Annotated in this window: 15 protein-coding genes; 5 read left to right on the plus strand and 10 right to left on the minus strand. The window is 60.1% G+C overall.

Annotated features, from left to right (window positions below; genetic code table 11):
* Positions 1–91: 91 nt before the first annotated feature.
* Entirely contained in the window at positions 92–3,160 is a 3,069-nt protein-coding gene (locus PMI23_RS25245) for an efflux RND transporter permease subunit (RefSeq protein ID WP_007908878.1), read from the minus strand.
* A 6-nt stretch (positions 3,161–3,166) separates the two neighbouring features.
* Positions 3,167–4,267 carry an efflux RND transporter periplasmic adaptor subunit gene (locus PMI23_RS25250; RefSeq protein WP_007908880.1) on the minus strand — a complete coding sequence of 367 codons (1,101 nt, stop codon included), beginning with the start codon at positions 4,265–4,267 and terminating at the stop codon, positions 3,167–3,169.
* Positions 4,268–4,361: 94 nt separating this feature from the next.
* Between PMI23_RS25250 and PMI23_RS25255 the strand changes: the two genes are divergently transcribed.
* Positions 4,362–4,997 carry a TetR/AcrR family transcriptional regulator gene (locus PMI23_RS25255; RefSeq protein WP_007908881.1) on the plus strand — a complete coding sequence of 212 codons (636 nt, stop codon included), beginning with the start codon at positions 4,362–4,364 and terminating at the stop codon, positions 4,995–4,997.
* A gap of 132 nt (positions 4,998–5,129) precedes the next feature.
* On the opposite strand, the gene PMI23_RS25260 is transcribed toward PMI23_RS25255, so the two are convergent.
* Positions 5,130–5,912, minus strand: a complete 783-nt coding sequence (locus PMI23_RS25260) for a class I SAM-dependent methyltransferase (RefSeq protein ID WP_007908882.1) — start codon at positions 5,910–5,912, stop codon at positions 5,130–5,132.
* A gap of 92 nt (positions 5,913–6,004) precedes the next feature.
* Between PMI23_RS25260 and PMI23_RS25265 the strand changes: the two genes are divergently transcribed.
* Positions 6,005–6,625, plus strand: a complete 621-nt coding sequence (locus PMI23_RS25265; protein WP_007908883.1) for a hypothetical protein — start codon at positions 6,005–6,007, stop codon at positions 6,623–6,625.
* A 3-nt stretch (positions 6,626–6,628) separates the two neighbouring features.
* Here the strand turns inward: PMI23_RS25265 and PMI23_RS25270 are convergent, their stop codons facing one another.
* From PMI23_RS25270 to ppc, 7 genes are all read right to left on the minus strand, one after another.
* Entirely contained in the window at positions 6,629–7,321 is a 693-nt protein-coding gene (locus PMI23_RS25270; RefSeq protein WP_007908884.1) for an extensin-like domain-containing protein, read from the minus strand.
* 2 nt (positions 7,322–7,323) lie between these two features.
* Entirely contained in the window at positions 7,324–8,145 is an 822-nt protein-coding gene (locus tag PMI23_RS25275; protein ID WP_007908885.1) for an isocitrate lyase/PEP mutase family protein, read from the minus strand.
* A gap of 32 nt (positions 8,146–8,177) precedes the next feature.
* Positions 8,178–9,038 carry a DUF72 domain-containing protein gene (locus PMI23_RS25280; protein WP_007908887.1) on the minus strand — a complete coding sequence of 287 codons (861 nt, stop codon included), beginning with the start codon at positions 9,036–9,038 and terminating at the stop codon, positions 8,178–8,180.
* Positions 9,038–9,346 (minus strand): hypothetical protein, encoded by a 309-nt coding sequence (locus tag PMI23_RS25285; RefSeq protein ID WP_007908889.1) that lies wholly within the window; start codon positions 9,344–9,346, stop codon positions 9,038–9,040. Before PMI23_RS25285 ends, PMI23_RS25280 begins: the two co-directional genes overlap by 1 nt.
* A gap of 222 nt (positions 9,347–9,568) precedes the next feature.
* Positions 9,569–10,243 (minus strand): tRNA (adenosine(37)-N6)-threonylcarbamoyltransferase complex dimerization subunit type 1 TsaB, encoded by a 675-nt coding sequence (gene tsaB, locus PMI23_RS25290; protein ID WP_007908891.1) that lies wholly within the window; start codon positions 10,241–10,243, stop codon positions 9,569–9,571.
* Positions 10,244–10,336: 93 nt separating this feature from the next.
* Positions 10,337–10,987, minus strand: coding sequence for an adenylate kinase (gene adk, locus PMI23_RS25295; protein ID WP_007908894.1), 651 nt, complete (start codon positions 10,985–10,987; stop codon positions 10,337–10,339).
* A 300-nt stretch (positions 10,988–11,287) separates the two neighbouring features.
* Positions 11,288–13,918: a phosphoenolpyruvate carboxylase gene (gene ppc, locus PMI23_RS25305; RefSeq protein WP_007908896.1), complete on the minus strand. Its 2,631-nt coding sequence runs from the start codon at positions 13,916–13,918 to the stop codon at positions 11,288–11,290.
* A gap of 213 nt (positions 13,919–14,131) precedes the next feature.
* Between ppc and PMI23_RS25310 the strand changes: the two genes are divergently transcribed.
* The 3 genes from PMI23_RS25310 (at position 14,132) to PMI23_RS25320 (ending at position 16,091) form a co-directional block, all read left to right on the plus strand.
* Positions 14,132–14,476: a hypothetical protein gene (locus PMI23_RS25310; RefSeq protein WP_007950201.1), complete on the plus strand. Its 345-nt coding sequence runs from the start codon at positions 14,132–14,134 to the stop codon at positions 14,474–14,476.
* A gap of 367 nt (positions 14,477–14,843) precedes the next feature.
* Positions 14,844–15,248, plus strand: a complete 405-nt coding sequence (locus PMI23_RS25315) for a DUF4398 domain-containing protein (protein ID WP_007908899.1) — start codon at positions 14,844–14,846, stop codon at positions 15,246–15,248.
* Between the two features lie 54 nt (positions 15,249–15,302).
* Positions 15,303–16,091, plus strand: coding sequence for an OmpA family protein (locus tag PMI23_RS25320; protein WP_007908901.1), 789 nt, complete (start codon positions 15,303–15,305; stop codon positions 16,089–16,091).
* Positions 16,092–16,181: the final 90 nt, after the last annotated feature.

Genomic DNA, 16,181 nt, shown 5'->3' on the forward strand with positions numbered 1-16,181 from the left:
GAAACCGCCAGCGGCAGCACCCACAAAAACGGATATACACCCAAAACCCCAAGAACATGGTCGGCCCGAAGGCCGCCACGTCAAACGCAGATCAAACCTCCCGGCGAACCCGGAACCAAGCCGCATACAACGCCGGCAAAAACAACAGCGTCAGCGCAGTCGCAACAATCAACCCACCCATGATCGCCACCGCCATCGGCCCAAAAAACACACTCCGCGACAACGGAATCATCGCCAGCACCGCCGCCAAAGCCGTCAACACAATCGGCCTGAAGCGTCGAACCGTAGCCTCGATAATCGCCTGCCAAGGCTTAAGTCCCGAGGCAATATCCTGCTCGATCTGATCGACCAGAATTACCGAATTGCGCATGATCATCCCGGACAACGCAATCGTCCCCAACATCGCCACAAACCCGAACGGCTGACGGAACACCATCAAAAACAACGTCACCCCGATCAACCCCAACGGCGCCGTCAAAAACACCATCGCCGTACGCGAAAAACTGCGCAACTGCACCATCAACAACGTCAGCACCACGACAATGAACATCGGCACCCCGGCATTCACCGACTTCTGCCCACGCTCGGAATCCTCCACCGTGCCGCCGACATCCAACAGATAACCATCGGGCAACTCGGCACGAATCGAATCCAGCGTCGGCATGATCTGCTTCACCAACGTCGCCGGCTGCTCCTTGCCATAAATATCCGCGCGCACGGTCACGTTTGGCAGACGATTACGATGCCAGATGATCCCCTCCTCAAAGCCGTATTCCAGCGTGGCAATCTGCGACAACGCCACACTGCGACCGTTATCCGTCGGCACGGCCAGACTCGGCAGCAACGACAATTCAGTGCGCTCATGCACCGTGCCGCGCAACAGAATCTCGATCAACTCATTGTCTTCGCGGTACTGGCTGACACTCGACCCGGTCAACGAACTCTGCAGAAATTTCGCCAGATTCGCCGTGCTTACACCCAGCGCCCGGGCACGATCCTGATCGATATTCAGATACACGACTTTGCTCGGCTCCTCCCAATCCAGATGCACATTGACCACATGCGGATTCTCGCGAACCTTGGCTGCCACCTTACGCGCCAGCGCGCGAACTTCTTCGATGTGTTCACCGGTCACGCGGAACTGCACCGGATAACCCACCGGCGGACCGTTCTCCAACCGCGTGACCCGCGAACGCAATGCAGGAAATTGCTCGTTAAGCGTTTCGATCAACCAGCTGCGCAGCGCCTCACGCTCCTCGATGTTCTTCGCCAACACCACAAACTGCGCGAAGCTCGCCGCCGGCAATTGCTGATCGAGCGGCAGATAGAAACGCGGCGAGCCGGTGCCAACATAGGCGACGTAATTGTCGATGCCGGCGTGATCCTTGAGCATCGCTTCCAGACGTTTGACTTCACCGGTGGTATTGGCCAGCGACGCACCCTCAGCCAGTTTCAGATCGACCATCAACTCCAGCCGATTCGAGGCCGGGAAAAACTGCTGCGGGACGAAACGAAACAACATCACCGACGCGATAAACAGCCCCACCGTCAGCACGATCACGGTCTTGCGATGCATTACGCACCACTCGACCAGACGCCGAACGCGCTGATAAAACGGCGTGCCATACGGATCAGCCTGACCATCGCCAGTGCCATGTTTGGCCGCATGAATTTTCGCCAGATCCGGCAGGAGTTTTTCCCCCAGATACGGCACGAACATCACTGCCGCCACCCAGGACGCGAGCAGCGCGATGGTCACCACCTGGAAGATCGAGCGTGTGTACTCGCCAGTACCGGACTGCGCCGTGGCAATCGGCAGGAACCCGGCGGCAGTGATCAACGTCCCCGTAAGCATCGGAAACGCGGTGCTGGTCCAGGCATAACTCGCCGCACGGATACGGTCGAAACCCTGCTCCATTTTGATCGCCATCATTTCCACGGCAATGATCGCGTCGTCCACCAGCAAGCCCAGCGCCAACACCAACGCGCCAAGAGAGATCTTGTGCAGGCCGATGCCGAGGTAATACATGCAGGCGAAAGTCATCGCCAGCACCAGTGGAATGGTCAGCGCCACAACCATGCCAGTGCGCACGCCAAGTGAGAAGAAGCTCACCAGCAAGACAATCGCCAGCGCCTCGACCAGCACCTGAACAAACTCGCCGACCCCGGTTTTCACCGCCGCCGGTTGATCGGAAACCTTGCGCAATTGCATGCCGGCCGGGAGGTTTTTCTGGATGCGCGAGAACTCGCCTTCCAGTGCTTTACCGAGCACCAGAATGTCACCGCCATCCTTCATCGCCACCGCCAGACCGATCGCGTCTTCACCCATGAAACGCATGCGCGGCGCCGGTGGATCGTTGAACCCGCGGCGCACATCGGCGACATCGGAGATGCGGAACGTACGATCGCCGACGCGGATCGGGAAGTTTTTTATCTCCTCGACCGTCTGAAAATTCCCCGAGACCCGCAGCTGCAAGCGCTCGCTACCGGTTTCAAAGAAACCGGCGGTCGACACCGCGTTCTGTTCTTGCAGCGCTTGTTGTACCGCCGCCAGCGGCAAGCCGAGGGTCGCCAGTTTGACGTTGGACAGCTCGACCCAGATCTTCTCGTCCTGCAAACCGAGCAAGTCGACCTTGCCGACATCCTTGACCCGTTGCAGCTGAATCTGGATGCGATCGGCGTAATCCTTGAGCACCGCGTAATCGAAACCGTCGCCGGTCAGCGCATAGATATTGCCGAACGTGGTGCCGAATTCATCGTTGAAGAACGGCCCCTGAATATCCGGCGGCAAGGTCTGACGAATATCGCTGACCTTCTTGCGCACCTGATACCAGAGGTCGGGGATTTCCTTGGAGTGCATCGAATCGCGAGCAATGAAGGTGACCTGGGATTCGCCGGGGCGCGAGAACGAGACGATGCGCTCGTATTCGCCGGTTTCCATCAGCTTCTTTTCGATGCGTTCGGTAACCTGCCGCGAGACCTCCTGCGCGGTCGCGCCCGGCCAGCGAGTCTGGATCACCATCGCTTTGAAGGTGAACGGCGGGTCTTCGCTCTGGCCGAGTTTGGTGTAGGACAACGCACCGACGATGGCCAGCAGAAGCATCAGGAACAGCACGATCTGGCGATTACGCAGCGCCCATTCGGAAAGGTTGAAGCGCATTGGGACTTACTCCTTGTCCGCCAGATTGACCACACGGTTGGAGCGATCCACCGGACGCACCTGCTGCCCTTCGAGCAACACATGCACGCCGGCAGCCACCACCCAGTCACTGGCGCTCAAGCCTTCGAGCACCGGCACGGTTTTTTCGCCGAACGGGCCGACGCGCACTGGGGTTTTCTTCAAGGTGTTGTTGCCGTTGACGACCCAGACGTAGGTCGCGCCGTTTTCGGCGGTGAGCGCCGAGAGCGGCACCGACAGCGACACGGCATCGGCCGATTGCACAAACACCCGGGCGCTCTGGCCCAGTTCGGCCGGGACTTTGCCACCGGTGAAGGAAATGCGTGCGGCGAAGGTGCGCGAGCGTGGATCGGCGGCGGGCGACAGTTCGCGGATCTGCCCGGCGAAGCGCTGATTCTGTTGCGTCCACAGCTCGACCGTCACTGGCTGACCGACCTTGAAGCGCCCGAAGCTCTGCTCGGGCAGGCTGATCAACACTTCGCGCTCGCCGTCGGTGGCGAGGGTAAACACCGTTTGCCCAGCGGCAACCACCTGACCGACTTCCACCGAACGCTTGGCCACCACGCCATCCTGCGGCGCACGCAGCACCGCGTAACTGGCCTGATTGGTCGATACGTTGAATTCGGCTTTGATTTGTTTAAGGCGGGCTTCACCGGAGCGGTAAAGGTTTTCCGCATTGTCGTAGGCCGAGCGGCTGACCATCTGCCGATCCATCAGGGTCTTGTAGCGATCACGCTCGGCACGCACCAGGTTGAGATTGGCTTCGGCGGCGGCAACCTGGGCGCGGGTGGCTTCCAGCTGCAGGCGCACGTCCTGCGGATCGAGTTCGGCGAGTGGCTGATCAGCCTTCACCCGCTGCCCTTCATCGACCAGTCGTCGGCTGACTTTGCCGCCAATGCGGAATGCCAGATCGGGTTCGTAGCGAGCGCGAACCTCGCCCGGATAACTTTCCATCGCCTGCGCCGAAGGCTCTGGCTGCACCACCATGGCCGGTCGCACGGTGACTTGCGTCGCCTCTTCCTGACCACACGCTGACAAAAGGAACGCCAGACTCACTGGCAACGCGAGGGACAACGCATGGCGGAACATGATGACGGACCTTTCGCTAATGGTGCTTGGAATAATTATACTGGCGGGTATGTTATTAATAGCAAACTCACCAGTCCAGTATTAAAAGCGAAGAATGTCGAACAATCTTTCAGCTCCAAACGGTCCGGGCCGTCCCAAGGATCTGGCCAAGCGCCAGGCGATCCTCGACGCGGCGAAAATTCTGTTTCTGAGTCATGGCTATGCCAACACCAGCATGGACGCGGTCGCCAGCGAGGCTGGCGTGTCGAAGCTGACGGTCTACAGCCATTTCAACGACAAAGAGACGCTGTTCTCCGCCGCCGTCGTGGCCAAGTGCGAGGAGCAATTGCCGCCATTGTTCTTCGAATTGCCCGAAGGCATCGCCGTGGAAAATGTGTTGCTGAACATTGCGCGAGGCTTTCATCACCTGATCAACAGTGATGAGTCGGTGAACTTGCACCGCTTGATCATGGCGCTGGGCAGTCAGGATCCGAAGCTGTCGCTGATCTTCTTCGAGGCCGGCCCTCAGCGCATGGTGCAAGGCATGGAGCGGTTGTTGACGCGTATTCACGAGACAGGCGCGCTGAGCATCGATCTGCCGCGCAATGCCGCCGAGCATTTCTTTTGCCTGATCAAGGGTGCGGGGAATTTTCGGCTGTTGTATGGCTGTGGGGAGCCGTTGACTGAAGAGGCAGCGGAAAGCCATGTGCAGGAAGTGGTGGGGTTGTTTATGCGGGCGTACAAAGCCTGATTTCTGCGGTGTCGGCACTGACGCCATCGCTGGCAAGCCAGCTCCCACAAGGATTTGGGTGTGATCACAAATCGTGTACACACCACCAAACCCTGTGGAAGCTGGCTTGCCAGCGATGAGCGCGACTCGGTATCAAGCCTTGAGCGCTTTCTTCGGGTAGATGTCATAGCGGCTCGATTTGCCATCCAGCGCATGACTCGGTTTCGGCCCCTCAATGCACGGTGCCTTGCGCGGTCGTTTGACCACCACCCGGTGCGTCGCTAATGCCAAAGCGGCCTGCAACAGCGCCGGCGCATCCGGATCATCACCCACCAACGGCCGGAACAGACGCATTTCCTTTTTCACCAGCGCAGTCTTCTCGCGATGCGGAAACATCGGGTCGAGATAAATCACCTGCGGCGCCTCACCTTCCCAGTTCTGCATGACTTCGATGGAGTTGCCCTTGAGCAACTTCATCCGCGCCACGATCGGCGCCACGTCGAAATCTTCCGCCGCCCGCGCCAGACCATCTTCCAGCAGCGCGCCGATCAGCGGCTGGCGTTCGATCAGGCTCATCTCGCAACCGAGACTGGCCAGCACGAACGCATCCTTGCCCAGCCCCGCCGTGGCATCCAGCACCCGTGGGCGCACGCCTTGAGCGATGCCGACAGCCTTGGCGATCATCTGCCCGCTGCCGCCACCGTATAAGCGCCGATGCGCCGCACCACCTTCAACAAAGTCGACCCGCACCGGCCCCGGTGCATCCGGGCCGAGCTGTTGCAGCTGCAAACCCTGCTCGCCGACCTGCAAGGCAAACTCGCCGTCCGCCACTTCAAGCGGCAGGCCCAGGCGCTCGGCCCACTGCCCGGCTTGCGCTTCAAACGTCGGGCCGAGGGCCTGAACATGGATGCGGCAGGCCGCAGGTTGCTCGATCATGGAAAACACGCTCAAAAATTCAAGGATCGGCAAAAACCGCCGATAATTCATTCAACGCGCATTTTGCCAGAGCTGAGCGTCAACCGAAAAAAATGTCAGGCATTCTTCCCACATCGATTGGCTACATCTCGCCCCATGGCGACTTTAGCCGTCACAACACTCAAGCACTGAGCGGCGTCAGTCACCTGTGGCAGGATTTCTTTGCCCAGGCGATGGCCGAACAGACGAGTGAAGTGGTGCCTGCCTGCGGTACGTTCCCTCCGGTTGACCTGAGCAGCCCTGAAGAACCGACCATCGGCAGCGAGCTGCACGCGCACATCGTCAGCCAGCGCGAGTGCGATGTGGTGGAAACCGAAGTGCGTCCGCCAGAGCCGCTGTTCCTGCCGATCGCCGAATTCGAAATGGACTTGCTGGACAAACCATTCCCGCCGTTCCCGCCGGAAGAACTGAAAGCTCAGCAAGAGCAACAGGATTTCGACAGCAGTTGGGTGCGTCCGGTGGTGATCAACAATGGTCAGCCCGTTCCAGAGCCTGGCCCGGCCCCGCAGAAGAAACCGCTGTACCTGCCGATTGCCGAATTCGATCTGGATCTGCTGCAAAAGCCTTATCCGCCGTTCCCGCCGGAAGAAATCGTCGAGCAACAGAAGGCGCTGGACTTCGATAATGGCTGGGCCCGCCCGATCGTTCTGCAGAACCTGCGCCTCGCCGCCTAAACCTCAGCGACACACGCTCCAGCGCCCGACATCGACATGAAAGTGATTGCGGTGGGCGGCGTTGTAATCCGGGCTCAACACCACACTGAATGCCTCACAGGCACCGTCGCGCAACTGACGCAGAAACTGCGCGTCCTGATTTTGCTTGGGCCAGTCCTTGAGCACGCTGACCGTGCGGCCATCGGCCAGACGAAAACCGGCGATGTCCAGCGCATCAGCACTGGCATGACGGCTGAGCGCGCCGCTTTCGCGGTTGTAGACATTGCGACAGGCGAAGCTGCCGAGGTGATCGACACGCGCGATGTTTTGCCCGTAAACGGATTTCGCGACGGGTTGCAGCGTGTGGTGTTCAAACATCGCGTAGGCCACTGCCAGCGGACAACTGGCGAGGAAGCTGCTGCTCAGCGCCACCTCACCACCCTGCACGCGCAAGGCGCCGATCAGTGGACACTTGGCGTCGGGGCTGTCGGATTGCCGCGTGACGCGCAGATCAGAGCTGCTCAACGCCTGGGCGCAGAGTTCAGGATCGCTGCGCAAGCGCATCAGCTTGTAACCGGTCAGCCAATTGGGCGCGGCTTTGACGTCCAGTGGCGCCCATGGATTCCATTGCGGCGGTACGTCCAGCCAACCGCGCCAGACACTGACCGCAGCGCCGCCAATCATCAGCAGCACCAGCCAGAATATCCACCGCCCCATGTTCAGCCTTTGAAAAACTGGTTGGCTTTGGCGTACGGCATCGACTGCGCGGTAAACCCGAACGTGCCGGATTGCTGGATCTCTTCAGCGGCGCGGAAGAACTCGCCGAACGCCGCCAACGCCAATGCCGAGCCGGTGCTGATACGCCGCACACCCATTTCTTGCAGCTCCTGCACGGTCAGTTTCAAACCGCCGGACATCAACACATTGACCGGTTTCGGCGCCACCGCGCGCACCACTGCCAGCACCTCTTCGGCGTTGCGCAAACCTGGCGCGTACAACACGTCGGCGCCCGCTTCGGCGAAGGCCTGCAAGCGGCGGATGGTGTCGTTGATATCAGGATTGCCGTGCAGGTAGTTTTCCGCGCGCGCCGTCAGGATGAATGGGAATGGCAGCGTGCGCACAGCGGCGACGGCCGCTTCGATACGTGCCACAGCGTGTTCGAAGCAATAGATCGGCGCATCCGCGCGGCCCGTGGCGTCTTCGATCGAGCCACCGACCGCACCCGCCTCTGCTGCGCGAAGCAGGCTTTTCGCGGCTTCGGCCGGGTCATCGGAAAAACCGTTTTCGAGATCCACCGCCACCGGCAAATCGGTGGCCGCGACAATCGCGCGGACATTGGCCAGGGTCTCGTCGAGACCTAGCGCACCATCGGGCTTGCCCTGGGAAAACGCGTAACCGGCACTGGTCGTTGCCAACGCCTGATAGCCGAGGCCGGCGAGCATTTTCGCCGAACCGGCATCCCACGGATTGGGAATGACGAAAATCCCCGGACGTTCATGCAGGGCTTTGAAGGCGTGTGCTTTAACGGCTTGGGCATCCATCGGCAGGCTCCTGAGCAGGATAAAAATCCGCTTCAGAGCAGGCCAAGTTGCTCCGCAGCGGGTTCTCTGTATAGCTCAGGCAGCGCCGGCAGGCCAGGCAAACGTTGCATCAGTTGTGCGTGAAAACGTTGCGCCAGCTTCGCCGCCAGGAGGTTGTCGGCGGTGTGCAGAAAGATGTACGGCGTACGCCCCTCTTCGATCCACTCGGCGATTTTCGCCACCCACGGCAGCAGGAACGAGTCGTTGGCTTCCAGTTCCGGATGGCCAATGAAACGCACCTGCGGGAACTGCGTAAACGCCGCCGGGCGCGTCGGCACTCGCGGCTTTTTCGATTGCGCGTGGATCACCGACGACTCGGTCGACAGGCAGCTGAACAGCGCACGCGGATCAAGGCAAATGCGCTCGACACCACGGTCCAGCAGCAGACGATTGAGCAAACGTTCGCTCTCGCCCTTGGCGAAGAACTGCTCATGCCGTACTTCCACCGCCAACGGACAATCCAGCGCATCGATGAACGCCGCCAGTTCCGGCAGGCGATGCGGCGTGAAGCTTTTCGACAGTTGCAGCCACAGCGGCGAAACACGCTCACCGAGCGGCTTGAGTAATTGCAGGAAGGTTTCGGCGGCGGTCAGTTGCTCGCGCAGGTCTCCGCTGTGGCTGATGTCGCCGGGGAATTTGGCGGTGAAGCGAAAGTGCTCGGGCATAACTTCAGCCCAACGCTGCACAGTCGCGGGCGATGGACTGGCATAGAAGGTCGTATTGCCTTCAACGGCGTTGAACACTTGGGAATACAGACCGAGGAAGTCAGAGGTTTTTGCATCTACCGGGTACAGATATTCGCGCCAGGCGTTTTCGCTCCAGGACGGGCAACCGAGGTAGTAAGGCAGATCCATCAGATGTACAGATCGAGGCCCAGCACGTCTGCATCCCAATCGACAAAACCGGCGGTGCTCAGGTAACTGGCCAAGGCCATCGCTACGCTCTTTTTCATCGCACGGTGATAGATCATGTCTTGCTGACGGGCAGGCAGATTGCTCAGGCGTTGGGCCGAGGCTTTGGCAGCGCGGGCGGCCAATTGCTCTTCAGTCGGGAATTCCAGCTCGCCGTCGATATCGTCGACGGATTCATCCAGCGCCACATTGCCTTTGCGAGGCTTGCGCTTGATGGGGTAGGACTGAGAGGAAAGGCCGTCTATACGCATAATTTCATGCTCGGTATCGATGATGGCAATTTAGCGGCACTTGACCGACTTAGCAAACCGCCGAGTGATAACTAGAACACATAAAGCGCAAAAGGTTTAAAGCGGGGGGTTAGAAACTGACGATTGGCTTCAGAAGATCAAAAGATCGCAGCCTGCGGCAGCTCCTACATTTGGAATGCGATCCTTGTAGGAGCTGCCGCAGGCTGCGATCTTTTTAAAGGCTCAACGAGCCTTGGGGGTGGCGACTTTGTCGCGCAGGTAAACCGGTTGTGCATCATCCGCCGGGATCGACTCGCCGCGCTCCCAAGCGAAACGCGCCAAGGTCAGCAAGTCTTCGGCGTGGGGCAACATGCCGGCGTCGGAGCCGGTCAGATCGACCGCGATCCGCTCGCCATAACCCCAACCGGTGCCAGCACCAAACCAGTCGCCACTGGCATCGGCCGGCAGCGCGGCGACTTCCGGTGGCAACACAGCTTCGGCACCGACCAGACGCATCTCCCCTGCCGTCTCACGGTAGCAGCCCCAATACACTTCATCCATCCGCGCATCGATGGCCGCCGCGACCTGGCTAACGCCGTGCTCACGCAACGCACGTTGCGCCAACACGGCCAGATTGGACACCGGCAACACCGGACGATCCAGCGCGAACGCCAAACCTTGCACCACACCAATGGCAATCCGCACACCGGTAAACGCACCCGGGCCACGACCGAAAGCAATCGCATCGACCGCTTGCAGCGTGGTGCCGGCATCGGCCAGCAGTTGCTGGATCATCGGCAACAGCTTCTGCGCATGCAGGCGCGGGATCACCTCGTAATGGCTCGTGACATTGCCGTCATGCAGCAAGGCAACGGAGCAAGCTTCAGTCGCGGTGTCCAGGGCCAGCAAGGTGCTCATCGATGTTTCCAAAACAGGGGTGGGAAAAAGTGCGTCAGTATAAACAACTACGGCCCGCAAGCGGGCCGTGGATGATGCAGCCGATCAGACTTTTCAGCTCAGCGCGGCCAGCACCTTGGTGGTGATCGCATCAACCGAACCAACGCCTTCGATGTGGCTGTACTTCGGCTTGCCAGCGTTTTTCTCGGACAGGTTCTGATAGAACTCCACCAGCGGCTTGGTCTGCGAATGGTAGACCGACAGGCGATGACGCACGGTTTCTTCGGTGTCGTCCTTGCGCTGTACCAGCTCTTCGCCGGTGATGTCGTCTTTGCCCGCGATTTTCGGCGGGTTGTAGACGATGTGGTAAACGCGGCCGCTGGCTTCGTGAACACGACGGCCGGCGATGCGTTGAACGATTTCTTCGTCTTCAACAGCGATTTCAACCACGGCATCCAGCTCGACGCCGGCAGTCACCAGGGCTTCAGCCTGCGGAATGGTGCGCGGGAAGCCGTCGAACAGGAAACCGTTGGCGCAGTCTGGCTGAGCGATACGGTCCTGAACCAGTGCGATGATCAGGTCATCCGACACCAGGCCGCCGGCATCCATGATGCTCTTGGCTTGCACGCCCAGCGGAGTACCGGCCTTGACCGCTGCACGCAGCATGTCGCCGGTGGAAATTTGTGGAATGCCGAATTTTTCGGTGATGAACTTAGCCTGAGTACCTTTACCGGCCCCGGGAGCTCCCAGCAGAATGACGCGCATTAGATGTGCTCCTCAATTTTTTTATAAAAAGCTTTTACAAAACAAAGGATTCGCCTCTTGGGACGAATCCTGAAAATACGGGTCGTGGCCGCACAAACGGCCAAAGGCTGATCAAGATACACAGCAGGCTGCGCCCACACAAGACGCCAAAAGTCGGAGAAACCGACGCCCCCCGCGACCTTGCGACGCGGTAACCCAAGTCGCAACCCCATCAATAACTGTCGCCTGGCGGCATTTTCATCCGCCAGGCAAAGCGGCACCCGGCATTTGTGTGCGGTGCCGCGCGCCACGACAAAAACGTTAGCCGGTATTTCGCAAACCGGCGGCAATCCCCGCCACAGACACCAGCAACGCCTGTTCCACCGGGCTGCCCTGCTCGACATCCTGCTGTCGCGAACGGGCCAGCAATTCGGCCTGCAATAGATGCAGCGGGTCGAGGTAGGTGTTGCGCAGCCGGATGAATTCGAGGGTGTCAGGGCTATGTGCCAGCAGCTGCGACTGGCCAGTCAGGCCAAGCACCACCGCGCACGCCTGCGACAATAGGTCGCGTAACTGCGCGCCCAACGGCAACAGATCCGGCTCGACCAGACGTTCATCGTAGGACAGCGCGATATCCGCGTCAGCCTTGGCCAGGACCATCTCCAGCATGTCGATGCGCGTGCGGAAGAACGGCCACTGCTCGCGCATTTGCCCAAGCAACTCGCCCTCGCCGCGCTCCAACGCCTTGCTCAGTGCCGATTCCCAACCGAGCCACGCTGGCAGCATCAACCGCGTTTGCGTCCAGCCGAAGATCCACGGGATTGCCCGCAGGCTTTCGATACCGCCGGCCCGGCGTTTGGCCGGGCGACTGCCGAGCGGCAAACGACCCAGTTCCTGCTCGGGTGTGGACTGGCGGAAATACTCGACGAACTGCGGATTTTCCCGCACGACCTGGCGATAAGCACTGACACCATCAGCCGCCAATTCATCCATCAGATGACGCCACTCTGGCGTCGGTGGCGGCGGTGGCAGCAAGGTCGCTTCAAGCACCGCCGCCAGATACAGATTGAGGTTTTGCTCGGCGATGTCCGGCAGGCCGAATTTGAATCGAATCATTTCCCCCTGCTCGGTGGTACGGAACCGCCCCGCCACCGAACCCGGTGGCTGCGACAGAATCGCCGCGTGGGCCGGGCCACCGCCACGGCCCACAGTGCCGCCGCGACCGTGAAACAGCAGCAGCTCGACTTGCTGCTCGCGGCAGATTTCCACCAGGCGCTCCTGCGCGCGATATTGCGCCCAGGCCGCCGCCGTGGTGCCGGCGTCCTTGGCCGAGTCGGAGTAACCGATCATCACTTCCTGCGGGCCTTGCAGCCGCGCGCGGTAACCCGGCAGCAGCAACAGCCGCTCCATCACCGGCCCGGCGTTGTCGAGGTCGGCGAGGGTTTCGAACAGCGGCACCACGCGCATCGGCCGCAACACGCCGGACTCTTTGAGCAGCAGTTGCACGGCGAGCACATCGGAAGCGGCGCCGGCCATGGAAATCACGTAGGAACCCAGCGACGCACCCGGCGCGGCGGCGATCTCCTTGCAGGTGTTGAGCACTTCGGCGGTATCAGCAGAAGGCTTGAAATGCGCCGGCAGCAATGGCCGACGATTGCTCAATTCGCGGGTCAGGAAGGTGATGCGCTGCTCTTCGTCCCAGTCTTCATAGCGACCGAGACCGAGGTAATCAGTGATTTCAGTCATCGCCGAACTGTGCCGCGAGGAATCCTGCCGCACATCGAGGCGCACGAGGAACAAGCCGAAGGTCACCGCACGACGCAAGCAATCGAGCAACGGGCCGTCTGCAATCACGCCCATACCGCATTCGTGCAGCGAGTTGAAACACAGCTCCAGCGGATCAAGCAGATCGCGGTTGTTGTGCAGCACATCGGCCGGCGCCGGGGTTGGCGCAGTCAGCGCGGCGTGTGCCCAGTTGCGCGTGGCGCGCAGGCGTTCGCGCAGTTGTTTGAGCACCGCGCGATACGGTTCGGCGCTGTCGCCGGCTTTGGCTTTGAGGGCTTCACTGGCCTGCTGCATCGACAGTTCGGCCGCCAGATGATCGACATCGCGCAGGTACAAATCGGCGGCCATCCAGCGCGCCAGCAGCAACACTTCGCGGGTCACCGCAGCGGTGACGTTGGGGTTGCCGTCTCGGTCGCCGCCCATCCAGGAAGCGAAGCGAATCGGCGCCGCTTCCAAGGGTAGACGCAGGCCGGTCGCTTCGTACAACGCCTTGTCGGCCTTGCGCATATGGTTGGGGATCGCTTGCCACAGCGAGTGCTCGATCACCGCGAAACCCCATTTGGCTTCATCAACCGGTGTCGGTCGTGTGCGGCGGATTTCTTCGGTGTGCCAGGCTTCGGCGATCAGCCGTTGCAGGGTATTTTGAATCTGTTCGCGTTCGGCTGTGGTCAGGTCGCGATGATCCTGCGCGGCGAGTTGCCCGGCGATCGCGTCGTACTTCTGGATCAGCGTGCGGCGTGCCACTTCGGTCGGGTGCGCGGTCAAGACCAATTCAATTTCCAGGCGCGCCAATTGCCGGGCCAGCGACTCGGCGCTGTGGCCTTCGCTGCGCAAACGCGCGAGCAATTCCGGCAATACGCGGGATTCGAACGGCGCCGGCTGCGACTCTTCGCGCCGATGGATCAACTGATACTGCTCGGCGATGTTCGCCAGATTGAGGAACTGGTTGAACGCCCGGGCTACCGGGAGCAACTCGTCTTCGCTCAATTGATTGAGGCTGGCGCTCAGTTCAGCGTCCATCGAGCCACGCCGATCGGCCTTGGCGCCTTTGCGAATCTGCTCGATCTTGTCGAGAAAGGCCTCGCCGTACTGGTCTCGAATGGTGTTGCCCAACAGCTCTCCGAGCAGGTGAACGTCTTCGCGCAAGCGTGCATCAATATCGGTCATCAGCAATTCCCCAGCAGTAATCCGGACGGCTTAGAAACGAGTGCATGACCTAGAGAGTGCCGCTCTACGACGCTTCTTACAAGCATCCGACCAAGGGACGTTAAACCTTGCGGGCGAAAGCTAGTCTCAACAGTAAGCCGTACAACGGCTTGCCGCCGGCCCCGGCGGACACTCACCCAGACCTGCCATGAGCAGGTGCGAAATGAGGTCATCATGAAAATTCGTGAACTCGCCCAGCATTGGGAAGAAAACGCCAAGGGTCGCCTGACCGACACTGGCTACTCGATTCATTTGGACGTTGAAGCCGCTGCGCGTCTGGCAGCGATTACCGAGATGTACCCCAAACGGCATGTCGAAGAATTGCTCGGCGAACTGATCGGCGCGGCGCTTGAAGAGTTTGAGGCGAGCCTGCCGTATGTGAAGGGTTCGACGGTGGTGGCGACGGATGAGGAAGGTGATCCGTTGTATGAGGATGTCGGGCCTACGCCGCGGTTTCTGGCGCTTTCGCGCCGGCATTTGCATGACCTCTCGGCCGCAGCAGGCAAGCAAAATCACTGATCCGGCATTGCGTTAACCCTGTGGGAGCTGGCTTGCCAGCGATGGCGTCCGTTCAGTCACCGATGTGTTGAATCTGATGGCCCCATCGCTGGCAAGCCAGCTCCCACAGGGAATGTATTTTTCCTCCAGCACTACGTCTTTCTTTCCCCGCGCGTACCGCTTCATCCCGCCAAAGTTCCCGCTTTAGAGCCTTGTCCATTCAGTCAAAAATTATTTTGGCGATAGGCCATCTTTTCTGAACTTTTGAAAAATCCCGCCGGTCGGAACCTGTAACCACGCCTGGAACGAGCGTTTCAAAAACGCGCTTTCACACGTCGCTTGCGGCTCCTCGACCAGGATGGATTCAGATGTATTCAGGAGATGCCTAATGGAGTTGAAGACCATGAAAAACCAAACCTCGTTTACCCACCTGCGCGGTCTGAAACTGGCGGCTCTGGCCATCGGCACCAGCTTCGTGCTAGCCGGTTGCGCCGGTAACCCACCGAGCGAGCAATACGCCGTGACCCAATCGGCCGTGAACAGCGCTGTCAGCGCCGGCGGTACCGAGTTCGCTGCGGTTGAGATGAAGCAGGCGCAGGACAAACTGAAACAAGCCGAAATCGCCATGCACGACAAGAAGTATGACGAGGCTCGCACCCTGTCCGAGCAAGCCGAATGGGACGCTCGCGTCGCCGAACGCAAGGCTCAGGCCGCAAAAGCCGAACAGGCTGTGAAGGATTCCCAGAAAGGTGTTCAGGAACTGCGTCAGGAAAGTCAGCGCACCGTGCAGTAAGCGCGCATCCCGACCGCAAAGCTGAATCTCTTATCGATAGAAAGGACGAAAATTATGCGTAAGCAACTGATGATCCCCGCTCTTCTGGCCGCAAGCGTTGCTCTGGCTGCCTGCTCCACTCCGCCTAACCCGAATCTGGAAAACGCGCGCACCAACTACGCCGGCCTGCAAGCCAACCCGCAGGCAAGCAAAGTCGCGGCGCTGGAAACCAAAGACGCCAGCGATTACCTGGACAAGGCCGACAAGGCTTACCTGGACAAACAAGACGCGGCCAAAGTTGACCAACTGGCTTACCTGACCAACCAGCGTGTGGAAGTGGCCAAGCAGACCATCGCCCTGCGCACCGCTGAAAACAATCTGAAGAACGCAGCTGCCCAACGTGCTCAAGCGCGTCTGGATGCTCGCGATCAGCAGATCAAACAGCTGCAGGACAGCCTGAACGCCAAGCAGACCGATCGCGGTACGCTAGTGACTTTCGGTGACGTGCTGTTCGCCACCGACCGTGCCGACCTTAAATCCAGCGGCCTGGTGAACATCAACAAACTGGCGCAATTCCTCCAGGAAAACCCGGATCGCAAAGTGATCGTCGAGGGTTACACCGACAGCACCGGTACAGCCAGCCACAACCAGTCGCTGTCCGAGCGTCGCGCCAACTCCGTGCGCACCGCACTGGTGAAAATGGGCGTTGATCCAGCGCGTATCGTCACCCAAGGCTACGGCAAGGAATACCCGGTTGCCGAAAACGGCAGCGCTTCCGGTCGTGCAATGAACCGTCGCGTGGAAGTGACCATTTCCAACGACAACCAGCCAGTGATGCCACGTTCGGCGGTCAGCTCGAACTAAGCGCCCTGCTGTAACGCAAAAGCCCCGCCTGAGTGATCAGGCGGGGCTTTTTTGTGCGGGCTGAAATCGCGCCCCCTCACCCCAGCCCTC

It is taken from the genome of Pseudomonas sp. GM24 (assembly GCF_000282235.1).
Classification (GTDB): domain Bacteria; phylum Pseudomonadota; class Gammaproteobacteria; order Pseudomonadales; family Pseudomonadaceae; genus Aquipseudomonas.

Coding starts and splice junctions, on each gene's coding strand:
- PMI23_RS25245 (WP_007908878.1), bottom strand. CDS start 3,160: ATGCGCTTCAACCTTTCCGAATGGGCGCTGCGTAATCGCCAGATCGTG.
- PMI23_RS25250 (WP_007908880.1), bottom strand. CDS start 4,267: ATGTTCCGCCATGCGTTGTCCCTCGCGTTGCCAGTGAGTCTGGCGTTC.
- PMI23_RS25255 (WP_007908881.1), top strand. CDS start 4,362: ATGTCGAACAATCTTTCAGCTCCAAACGGTCCGGGCCGTCCCAAGGAT.
- PMI23_RS25260 (WP_007908882.1), bottom strand. CDS start 5,912: ATGATCGAGCAACCTGCGGCCTGCCGCATCCATGTTCAGGCCCTCGGC.
- PMI23_RS25265 (WP_007908883.1), top strand. CDS start 6,005: ATGTCAGGCATTCTTCCCACATCGATTGGCTACATCTCGCCCCATGGC.
- PMI23_RS25270 (WP_007908884.1), bottom strand. CDS start 7,321: ATGGGGCGGTGGATATTCTGGCTGGTGCTGCTGATGATTGGCGGCGCT.
- PMI23_RS25275 (WP_007908885.1), bottom strand. CDS start 8,145: ATGGATGCCCAAGCCGTTAAAGCACACGCCTTCAAAGCCCTGCATGAA.
- PMI23_RS25280 (WP_007908887.1), bottom strand. CDS start 9,038: ATGGATCTGCCTTACTACCTCGGTTGCCCGTCCTGGAGCGAAAACGCC.
- PMI23_RS25285 (WP_007908889.1), bottom strand. CDS start 9,346: ATGCGTATAGACGGCCTTTCCTCTCAGTCCTACCCCATCAAGCGCAAG.
- tsaB (WP_007908891.1), bottom strand. CDS start 10,243: ATGAGCACCTTGCTGGCCCTGGACACCGCGACTGAAGCTTGCTCCGTT.
- adk (WP_007908894.1), bottom strand. CDS start 10,987: ATGCGCGTCATTCTGCTGGGAGCTCCCGGGGCCGGTAAAGGTACTCAG.
- ppc (WP_007908896.1), bottom strand. CDS start 13,918: ATGACCGATATTGATGCACGCTTGCGCGAAGACGTTCACCTGCTCGGA.
- PMI23_RS25310 (WP_007950201.1), top strand. CDS start 14,132: ATGAAAATTCGTGAACTCGCCCAGCATTGGGAAGAAAACGCCAAGGGT.
- PMI23_RS25315 (WP_007908899.1), top strand. CDS start 14,844: ATGGAGTTGAAGACCATGAAAAACCAAACCTCGTTTACCCACCTGCGC.
- PMI23_RS25320 (WP_007908901.1), top strand. CDS start 15,303: ATGCGTAAGCAACTGATGATCCCCGCTCTTCTGGCCGCAAGCGTTGCT.